Consider the following 9467-nt stretch of genomic DNA (forward strand, 5'->3'; position numbering starts at 1 on the left):
GAGATTATCTGGTATTAGCACCGGTTTCCCGGAGTTATCCCAGTCTTACGGGCAGGTTGCCCACGTGTTACTCACCCGTTCGCCGCTAGGGTCCGGAGACCCCCGCACGACTTGCATGTATTAGGCATGCCGCCAGCGTTCATCCTGAGCCAGGATCAAACTCTCCGTTAAAGGTCTCACACCGAAGTGTGAAACTGAGGTTTGAGTCTATGCTCGAAGTTGATACTCCGCCGAGCAAAGCTCGCGGAGTTGTGAAACACTAAACACTAAAGTGTTAAGTGTTTCATCGAATTGACAGGTCACGTTGTCACTCTTTAGTTTTCAAGGAACACGTTGTTTCATTTCGCACCGCTCGTTCGCGGCGACAAATAAGATATTATCATCTTATTATTTATCCGTCAACACTTTTTTATAAAAAATATTTCTCCACTCCAAATCCCAACATACCCATTTTACAAATCTGCGTTTTTGCCCGCGCGCCACAGAGAACCCGATTGAATATCCTGAAAAAAACAGGAGGTGCGAACATGTCCGTTTACGTGCGCGACTTCCAATCCATCACCCAGCACACCCGTAGCAAGGATGTCGTTCTACGGGCAATCACAGCAGACACAGAAGCTGAGTTGGCCCGGCTTTCCTTTAATGAATTGAAAGGCGGAGAGACCGTAGAGCTGAAGGGCACTTTTCTCTTACATGCCGAGGAAGGGCAATCATTTTCCTTGGAAACGGCAATTTACCGTTCCAGCGAAAACGGCCAAACCAAGCAAGAACTGATTCGGTGGATTGAAACCTTCAACAATGGTTCCACTGACCCAGTCATCACATCCGTCCCCCTTCACTTTGTCGATCAAATCTCAGAGCCGCATACAGAAGCCAGCTATCTTGTCACTGCCACCCTTCACTCCGACTTCATTGAGCAAGTCGATCTAATCCTGCCACTCACCTTCTCGGGAACCGTGTTTAGTCCCTTCACACCGAAGCCGATTCCATCTTCAAGGGCACACAAATATCGGCCACGCCCCCGCATACACCGGCAACGCAGACCAAACTGAGGGCGTCCGGCGATCATCCCCCCTCCAATCAAGTGGAATGGAACCAGGGGTGATCGCCTTTGCTGTCTCTCTTTACATTGCTGTCAACAATCAAATCATGATAAAATCATTCTGATTGAACAAATTACGGTTCACGGAGGAATTTTATCATGCTCCTGTCGGGTAAACTGAACAAAATCCGCACTTTCGCCCTGCTCCTGATTTTTGTGGGAATCGGGGTTATGTATATCGGGTTTGCGTTTCCGAAGCTTATGGCCTTATTCTTCATCTTAGGCATCTTGTTCGTATTGGCGAGCGTGGGAATCTACTTTTGGATTGGCATATTGTCCACCCAAGCGGCTCAGGTTGTGTGTCCCGTGTGCGACCGCCATACCAAAATGCTAGGAAAACGCGATCAATGCATGCATTGCAAAGCGGTGCTGTCCATGGACCCCAAAGATGCACCAGCTCCCGCAGACAAACCTTAACCACGGGTGTTACCAGTATGTCTTAAATTAAGTTGATGAGAAAGAAGCGGAGGAAAACCCTTTTCTCAAAGAACGCTTAGCACCGCGTGAAGCGAATGAGAAAAGGATTATGGAGCGGCTGGCCTTTTTATCAAACACCCCTATAGTCAAACGCCAAAGAAACCTATTTTGGGCCAAACCCATGAACCAGGAGTTTGGAGCAAGCGGAGCTCTTGCCCATAGTGCGCAAAATCAAACATCGGCCCCGCGTTGTCGACAAGCTCAGCCTTCCGCATATAAGGGAAGGCTTTCCTTTTGACCATGCACGCCTTGTTCCCGACAGCGCATTCGCACTCTTCTGTTTTGTTCGTCAAATGACTATAATTAAGTTAATTCTTGCCATGCCCGAAAGGAGGGGCCTCTTTGTGTTGAAACCCCACAACCTGGTGGAAATGTTGGCCCTCGCGGTGAAGCGGCACCCCGATCAGACCGCGCTTCGCCATCACGGCCAAGCGCTCACTTATCAAAAATGTTGGAACACGGTGCGGGACATCGCGTTTGGATTGGAGCGCCTCGGCGTCAGACAGGGAACAAAAGTGGCACTCATCGCCGAAAACCATCCCCGCTGGATCTTGTGCGATTTTGCCATCATGAGCCTAGGCAGCGTCACAGTACCTCTGCCCCCGGAAGCGAGTGAGCAAGAATGGAACGAGTGGCTTCAACTAACCGAGGCGGAGGTAGTTATCATCGGCTCAACCCATGCACCCGAAGGCTTGACCCATCCACCACAAAACGTCCGCCATATCATCCAGTTGACCGAAAACCCGCCCGCTTTACAAAAAGCCCTGCGGTTTGACACGCTCATCCAGCTCGGGCAAACTATCGCATTGGAAGAATTGGACTGGGCTTATCCCGCCGTCCAACCTTCCGATCCAGCCACGATCCAGCTTGTGAATGGCGCAAACGGCGAAACCCAAGTCGTCGCGCTGACCCATGCGCAACTTTTGTACAGTTTGGACGGCATTGCTTATCTTCATCCCCAGCAACAACAAGATGATTTGTTGGTTCACTCCTCTTTCGCTCAATTGCACGCCCGACTGACGGGATACCTAATGCCACTTAGCCATGGCGCCACGGTCACGATTGCGGATGGCGAGCCGATTATCGCGCAATTGCAACAACATAAACCGACGCTTCTCGTCACCGACTCTACGTCTATTACACAGATGAAACAACAGCTATGGGAGCACATCCAAGGGGCGCTTTGGCGCAAACTGGCGTTTAACCACGCCATGCGCCTAGCCGCCAAATACCACCAATACCGCCGTGCGGGTCGAGACACCCCTATTCCCAGCCGATGGCGTTTCGGTTACGCTTGGGCCCATTTGCTTTCATTCTCGTCTTTGCACCAGCAATTGGGCGGACGCTTGCGGTTGGTAATCAGCGGTGATCGGCTGACTCCCGCCTTGCACGAATTTTTCGGCCACTTAGGGGTCCCGTTGGCAACTCTGTACGGCATTGCGGAAACCGGTTGCCCCATCGCTTGCCAATACAGCTACCAATCTGATCCTGCGCCTTATCAATTGTTGCCGCAAGTGGAAACGCGTATCTCGCCCGATGGTGAACTCTTAGTCAAACATCCGGGCATGGGCGCTGGTTGGTTGCACACAGGCGATCTCGCCGCAAAGGGCAGCGGAGGGCAACTGCACCTCCAAGGCCGGAAGCCCACCCCGCAAGAGACAAAACCACTAGCCGCCCTATCGCAGTCATCAAACAAATGAAAGGCACCCTGCTTCCTGTGCAGGGTGCCTTTCATTGCGTACGGTGGGATTGGCAATCAGGGCACAACCCATATATTTCCATGCGATGCGATTCAACTTGGTATCCAGTCGATTGGGCAGCTCGTTCCTCCATTTGGAACAACGGCGGATGGTCAAAGTCGGTGATTTTGCCGCATTCCCGGCAGATCACATGATAATGATCCATCATATTGGCGTCAAAACGGCTGGAGGCATCGCCATAGGTTAATTCCCGCACCAGTCCGGCCTCTTTGAACACACGCAAATTATTGTACACAGTCGCTACGCTCATATTGGGAAAGTTACCTTCCAACGACTTGTATATCTCATCTGCGGTGGGATGATTCATCGTCGAATAAAGAAAGCTTAAAATGGCATACCGCTGGGGAGTCATCCGTACGCCAATGCCTTTCAACAGCTCCACAGCTTCTGCCAGGCGGTTGTTGCTCATTTGTATACACCTCGCTTCTCCGCCGTTTAGATAACGATTATTAATTAATAATAGATATAATTAGTCTACGGCTTGCAGGGCCGGTTTGTCAATGAAGCGATCCATGTGCGCTAGGGCGTGACTGATGAATAGGCCAGCGGCTCCAAAACCATTTTCTCATTCGCTTCACGCATGGCGAGGCGCTCCTCGAGAAAAGGTTTTTCCGCCGCTTCTTCCCCACACAACTCGATTTGCCATACACACCCTAGTTATCCATCCTGAATCTCTTCTTTATAATCAGCATGTTCTCCTTCTAACATCCCCTAATTTAAGTTGGAAAATTTTCTCCCTCTTTGGCAGTGATCTCGTCTACTTAAGGGACATATACATGTACCATGTTGCGCAAAGGAGGAGGAATCCATAATGAAACGTTGGATGCAAACGATAGGCGGTGTGTTGCTAGCCATGGGTGTGGGAGGCTTGGCGATCCCTGACACAGGGGCGTGGCATGACTGGTTCCACCCAACCCTCTCACACAATTTGATTCACTTGATCAGTGGGGGCGTATTTTTGGCTGTGAGCCAGCGAGAACAAGCACGCCGCTGGACTTCTCTGGGACTGGGCGGCCTGTATCTGTTGGCGGCCATCTGGGGATTGTTCACAGACAATCTGTTTGGCGTACTTCCATCCGCCGCGGCGATGGACACCCTTCATCTCCTGATCGGAGCGGCATCATTGTACGCTGGGGGCATCATCGACGGCGCCTTCAAACGCTCTTCGACAAAAGTGACTCAAGAACAAGTGCAATCGCGGGACGAGAACCCGTAAAGAAGAAGCAGCCCGACATCAACCGGGCTGCTTCTTTTCACTCTTCAGTCGTTTTTATTTGGCCAGTTGCTTAATCATATCAATTACTTGCTTCATCGTTTCATCAGAATTGCTTTTGGACATCTCGGCGATATACCGGTCACGGTTGTTAAAGACCCCTTCTACTTTTTGCAGGAATGTTTTGGTGGTGAGCTCTTCCTCCTGCAACACATCGCAGTAACCCATCTTGCGGAACGACTCCGCATTCAGTATCTGATCTCCACGGCTGGCAGCTCTAGAAAGTGGGATGAGCAACATAGGCTTCCTCAAGTACAAAAATTCAAAAATGGAATTGGAGCCTGCACGAGAAATCACCATATCCGCCATTGCCATCACATCAGCCAATTCTTCATTGATATATTCAAACTGCTTATATCCGGGGCGGATCAAGGATTCATCCACTTGGCCTTTGCCACACAGGTGCACGATTTGGAAATAACGCATCAGACTGTCGAGGTTTTGCCGTACCACTTGGTTGATCTTTTGCGATCCCAAGCTTCCTCCCATGATCAATAACACCGGCTTATCCGCTTGAAATCCGCAGAGGGACAATCCCCGCTCCCGGCTCCCCCGTTTCAATTCATCCCGAATGATGGCGCCCACATAAACCGTTTTTTTCGGGTCCAGTCCTTTGGCCGTTTCCGGAAAGGTCGTGCAAATCCGGGTCGCAAACGGCATAGCAATCTTATTGGCCAACCCCGGTGTGATATCCGATTCGTGAATGATCACAGGTACTCGGTTCAACCACGCGGCTAGTACCACAGGTACGGAGACGAAGCCACCTTTGGAAAAAAGGATGTTGGGCTTTTCTCGTTTGATGAGGCTGTATGCTTGAAAAATTCCTTTAATCACGCGAAATGGGTCTTTAAAGTTATTCCAGTCAAAATAGCGGCGCAATTTCCCCGTAGAAATGCCGGCATAGGGAACGCGATCCAGCCGCGCCACCAATTGTTTCTCAATCCCATTTTCCGAACCGATATATTTGATCTCCCAACCATCTTGGGCAAACTTAGGAATCAATGCCAAGTTGACCGTTACATGGCCCGCCGTGCCCCCGCCCGTAAAGATGATTTTTTTCTTCATCCCATTCCACCTCTTCTATCCACATTTCAAATAACACCATTCATTTTATCAGTTTTAAATGAATCTTTATCGAAAAGTATATGACAAGATGGAGAGCATTTTTCATCCCAAAGCGGGCGGCCGCGCTGCTTCCCCCTGCGCCATGCCTGACCTAACGGTAATCTCGCCACAAAAAAAGCATGCAGGGACATGGCACTCCTAGCATGCTTTCGGCCTTGTTCGGCACACATGCCCGACAACAAAGCCAACGCTTCGTCCATTATGTTCATTCATTTACTCTTTCCTGCCCATCCCCCAACCCCAAAAACCGCGCCCGCACTTCCGGGGTTGGCATCATGCATGTTTCGGCTTTGCCAAACAGCCGATAACGGTTGGCCGCAAACCAGCGATAACCTAAGTCTCTGAGCGGACGCGGAATACATAAGAGCAGTGAGAGCCACTTCCATCCACCTGGTAGCCAGCGGCAGATGCGCAACACCGCCGTTGACCGAGTATACCACTTGCCTCCTTCATACAAGACCATCGTATCAAGAGAAACGGGGCCGAGCGGCGATTGACGGAACGCCTCTTCAGCAAAAGATGACTGCAACGAAGCGAACCGGAACAGCCCCTCCCGATCCTTCTTTATGATCCAGTTGATCCGGCCATTGCAAAAATTACATTCCCCATCAAAAAAAACAATGGGATGTTCACCGAGATGCCTCCGCGCCATGACCAGACGCCCCCTTCCATTAAAGCGATCCCCTCCATCTCCCCCTTATTTTCTCACAAAAGAGGTGGCGGCAAAGCTAAACTTTCCCTTAACAACACACAAAAAAAGCCCTTTTCTATACATTGATGAAAAGGGCAAAGCGGTCAGGGGCTTTTAAGAAAACAAACCATGATCACACTGGCCGTGTGCGCTTTCAAATCAAATCATTTAATCGCCCAACGCGTAAAGGGGTAATGGTACTCCTTCTCATTCAGCGCCCGTAAAATTCCTTTGATCGGGCAGATGAAGGCCATCAGTCCGAACACGATTAAGAACGGAATGCCGATCAGCACCCACGACAAAAGGCTGGACAGCCAAATCAACCCGGCCATAATCACATGAAACACGAGCGCCTGCAATGAAACCCGCTTAACATCGCGATCGCTAGAAATGAGATATACAATGATTGGACACAACACTGGCGCAAACCACGTGCTCGCATGGACCAATACCTTTAGCCATTTGCCATGCAAGATAAAACCCTCCTCATATTCGAGTGATCTTCACACCCATGATATACCCGATCTCACAGAAATAAAACATTGTTACGCAAAATTATGCTAATACATCTGATAACATCCGTTGATTTACAAAGGATTTACATCTAACCACCATTCACGCACAACAATGTTATGTTTTCATTAATATTTATACGCGTCGTCCTCTGCGCTTTCACACCATTCGCCACTCATCCTATAGTGTTTGCTAGATGAACGCGTGTTATTTGAGGGAGCAAACACCACCAAAACAACGTCCGCTCCACATTGCCTTAATGTATTTCATCAGGCGGCCTGCGCTTGGAGATTTTCATCTTGCTCTCCTTTGCTGCTGACACAATTCTTGAGTACGACAGGATGCATGCCTTATTTTGCGTTTCCTTTTTTTCCGTTACTATTAGAAAGTACGCTGTCAACGATGTTGCCGAGAAGATGGCTTAGTCGAAATAAATATGTAATAAAGGAGGAAGGGTATGCTTCGCAAGTTTTTCTCATATTACCAGCCCTATAAAGGCTTGTTTTTGCTCGATTTCACTTGCGCAGTGTTCGCCGGGCTGTTGGAATTGGGTTTTCCATTGGTAGTAAACCAGTTTATCGACCGGTTGTTACCGAGCAGAGATTGGCCCTTGATTTTATGGGCCAGCGTGGGCTTGCTTGCCCTGTACGGGCTTAGCGCGGTATTGCAGTATGTTGTCACTTACTGGGGTCACATGCTGGGTATCAATATTGAAACGGATATGCGCCGCAAATTGTTTGATCATATTCAAAAGCTGTCATTTCGCTTTTTTGACAACAATAAAACGGGTCATCTGCTGTCCCGTCTCACCAACGACTTGATGGAAATCGGGGAAATGGCACACCATGGGCCGGAAGATGTGTTCATCGCCATCATGACCTTGATGGGGGCCTTCATTTTTATGGCTATGATTCACTTGAAGCTGGCGGTGCTCACTTTTCTTGTGATTCCTGTCTTATTGTGGTTGACCATTATGTTTAATCGCAAGATGACGAAGGCCGTCTATCAATTGTATTCCGACATTGCCGATTTTAACGCAACGGTGGAAGACAACGTGAGCGGCATGCGTGTAGTACAGGCATTTGCCAATGAAGATCATGAACGGGCCCGTTTCTCTGTAAATAATCTGCGATTTCGCTTGTCAAAATTGCTGTCATATAAAATCATGGCGATGAACTTATCGATCAGCTACATGCTTATGCGTTTGGTCACACTGTTCATCTTGATTTGCGGCACCTGGTTTGTGATTCGCAACGAATTGACCTACGGGGAATTTGTCGGGTTTGTGCTGCTGTCCAATATCTTGTTCCGGCCGATTGAAAAAATTAACGCTGTCATTGAAAGTTATCCCAAAGGAATTGCTGGGTTCAAACGTTATATCGAATTGTTGGAAACCGAACCCGACATCGCGGACGCTCCCGATGCGGTGGAAGTAAAACAACTGCGGGGCGACATCCGCTATGAAAACGTATCTTTCGGCTATGAAGCGGACGCACCTGTGCTCAAATCGATCAACCTGACCATTCGGGCGGGGGAAACGGTGGCTTTTGTCGGCGCCTCCGGAGCAGGGAAAACGACGCTGTGTAGCTTACTACCGCGATTTTATGAAGTAGATCAAGGACGGATCACGATCGACGGCATGGACATTCGGCAGATCACGCTAGCCTCATTGCGGCGCCAGATTGGCATTGTGCAACAAGACGTCTTTTTATTTGCTGGCACCATTCGGGAAAACATTCTTTATGGCCAACTGCATGCCTCGGAGGAGGAAGTGTGGGAGGCGGCCCGGCGCGCGCAATTGGATGAGTGGATTCGATCATTGCCCGAAGGGATGGACACCGTGATCGGTGAGCGTGGAGTCAAACTCTCGGGCGGGCAGAAGCAACGCTTGTCGATCGCCAGAATCTTCCTCAAGAATCCGCCTATCTTGATCTTAGATGAAGCGACTTCAGCACTGGACACTGAGACAGAAGCAGCCATTCAAAAATCGTTGTCCGAATTGTCGGCAGGCCGCACCACCTTGGTGATCGCCCACCGCCTCGCCACCATCAAGCACGCCGACCGGATCGTAGTCATGACCCCGAACGGCATTGCCGAAGAGGGCCGATATGAAGAATTAATGGCTCGACAAGGTCACTATCATCGCTTGCACCAAGCCCAATTTGAATGGGTGTGAGGAACACGGCCAAAGCGATGCACAGGCTGGGGTAGCACGATAGGTTGCAAGTGCGGACTTTACCGCTGTGCTAGCTTTAGATTGCAAGCAATGAATAAAAAAGCTGACAAGATCTCTTGTCAGCTGAGAATGTTGACAAACCCTGCGAATCAACTTTGTTGATCGCAGGGTTTTTGTATATAAAAGGGATATAAACAATTAATGGATGAATATCAACCCATATAAACTTAAAACCACCTCCCTTACCTGCTCTCGAAAGCAGCATAGCCAACTTTTTTATGTTTTGAGCCACAGCAGTTAGGAGGCATTGCTCTTGAATTTTTGCAAGCCCCCTGTAGCGTGCGTATCGA

The 9467-nt window shown here is 49.4% G+C and carries 11 protein-coding genes and 1 rRNA gene; 5 read left to right on the top strand and 7 right to left on the bottom strand.

Annotated features, from left to right (window positions below; genetic code table 11):
* A 16S ribosomal RNA gene (locus tag QQZ12_RS16610) occupies positions 1-171 on the bottom strand; the annotation flags it as partial.
* Between the two features lie 356 nt (positions 172-527).
* On the opposite strand from QQZ12_RS16610, the gene QQZ12_RS16615 reads away from it, so the two are divergent.
* The 3 genes from QQZ12_RS16615 to QQZ12_RS16625 all read left to right on the top strand — a co-directional run bounded on the left by QQZ12_RS16615 (position 528) and on the right by QQZ12_RS16625 (position 3279).
* Positions 528-1052, top strand: coding sequence for a hypothetical protein (locus QQZ12_RS16615; protein WP_284724677.1), 525 nt, complete (start codon positions 528-530; stop codon positions 1050-1052).
* 149 nt (positions 1053-1201) lie between these two features.
* The gene (locus QQZ12_RS16620) at positions 1202-1519 is read left to right on the top strand and encodes a DUF2614 family zinc ribbon-containing protein (RefSeq protein ID WP_022735702.1); all 318 of its coding nucleotides are present in this window, start codon (positions 1202-1204) and stop codon (positions 1517-1519) included.
* Positions 1520-1923: 404 nt separating this feature from the next.
* Positions 1924-3279 carry an AMP-binding protein gene (locus QQZ12_RS16625; protein ID WP_189318961.1) on the top strand — a complete coding sequence of 452 codons (1356 nt, stop codon included), beginning with the start codon at positions 1924-1926 and terminating at the stop codon, positions 3277-3279.
* 31 nt (positions 3280-3310) lie between these two features.
* On the opposite strand, the gene QQZ12_RS16630 is transcribed toward QQZ12_RS16625, so the two are convergent.
* Positions 3311-3748, bottom strand: coding sequence for a Fur family transcriptional regulator (locus tag QQZ12_RS16630; RefSeq protein WP_102991455.1), 438 nt, complete (start codon positions 3746-3748; stop codon positions 3311-3313).
* A gap of 402 nt (positions 3749-4150) precedes the next feature.
* On the opposite strand from QQZ12_RS16630, the gene QQZ12_RS16635 reads away from it, so the two are divergent.
* Positions 4151-4555 (top strand): DUF4383 domain-containing protein, encoded by a 405-nt coding sequence (locus QQZ12_RS16635; protein WP_102991454.1) that lies wholly within the window; start codon positions 4151-4153, stop codon positions 4553-4555.
* 54 nt (positions 4556-4609) lie between these two features.
* Here QQZ12_RS16635 and murG read toward each other — a convergent pair whose 3' ends face one another.
* The 4 genes from murG to QQZ12_RS16655 all read right to left on the bottom strand — a co-directional run bounded on the left by murG (position 4610) and on the right by QQZ12_RS16655 (position 6901).
* Positions 4610-5677 carry an undecaprenyldiphospho-muramoylpentapeptide beta-N-acetylglucosaminyltransferase gene (gene murG / locus QQZ12_RS16640; protein ID WP_102991453.1) on the bottom strand — a complete coding sequence of 356 codons (1068 nt, stop codon included), beginning with the start codon at positions 5675-5677 and terminating at the stop codon, positions 4610-4612.
* A 26-nt stretch (positions 5678-5703) separates the two neighbouring features.
* Positions 5704-5946, bottom strand: a complete 243-nt coding sequence (locus tag QQZ12_RS16645) for a hypothetical protein (RefSeq protein WP_284724678.1) — start codon at positions 5944-5946, stop codon at positions 5704-5706.
* Positions 5943-6389 carry a thiol-disulfide oxidoreductase DCC family protein gene (locus QQZ12_RS16650; RefSeq protein ID WP_102991451.1) on the bottom strand — a complete coding sequence of 149 codons (447 nt, stop codon included), beginning with the start codon at positions 6387-6389 and terminating at the stop codon, positions 5943-5945. Before QQZ12_RS16650 ends, QQZ12_RS16645 begins: the two co-directional genes overlap by 4 nt.
* A gap of 203 nt (positions 6390-6592) precedes the next feature.
* A complete protein-coding gene (locus QQZ12_RS16655) occupies positions 6593-6901 on the bottom strand; it encodes a DUF4870 domain-containing protein (RefSeq protein ID WP_154987999.1) in 309 nt (102 codons plus the stop codon).
* 497 nt (positions 6902-7398) lie between these two features.
* Here QQZ12_RS16655 and QQZ12_RS16660 point away from each other — a divergent pair, with 497 nt between their 5' ends.
* Complete coding sequence (locus QQZ12_RS16660) at positions 7399-9117, top strand: ABC transporter ATP-binding protein (RefSeq protein ID WP_284724679.1); 1719 nt, start codon at positions 7399-7401, stop codon at positions 9115-9117.
* Between the two features lie 76 nt (positions 9118-9193).
* Here QQZ12_RS16660 and QQZ12_RS16665 read toward each other — a convergent pair.
* A partial coding sequence (locus QQZ12_RS16665; protein WP_431606320.1) for a hypothetical protein occupies positions 9194-9467 on the bottom strand: 274 nt, incomplete at its 5' end.

Source organism: Laceyella tengchongensis (genome assembly GCF_900182735.1).
In the GTDB taxonomy this organism is placed as follows: domain Bacteria; phylum Bacillota; class Bacilli; order Thermoactinomycetales; family Thermoactinomycetaceae; genus Laceyella; species Laceyella tengchongensis.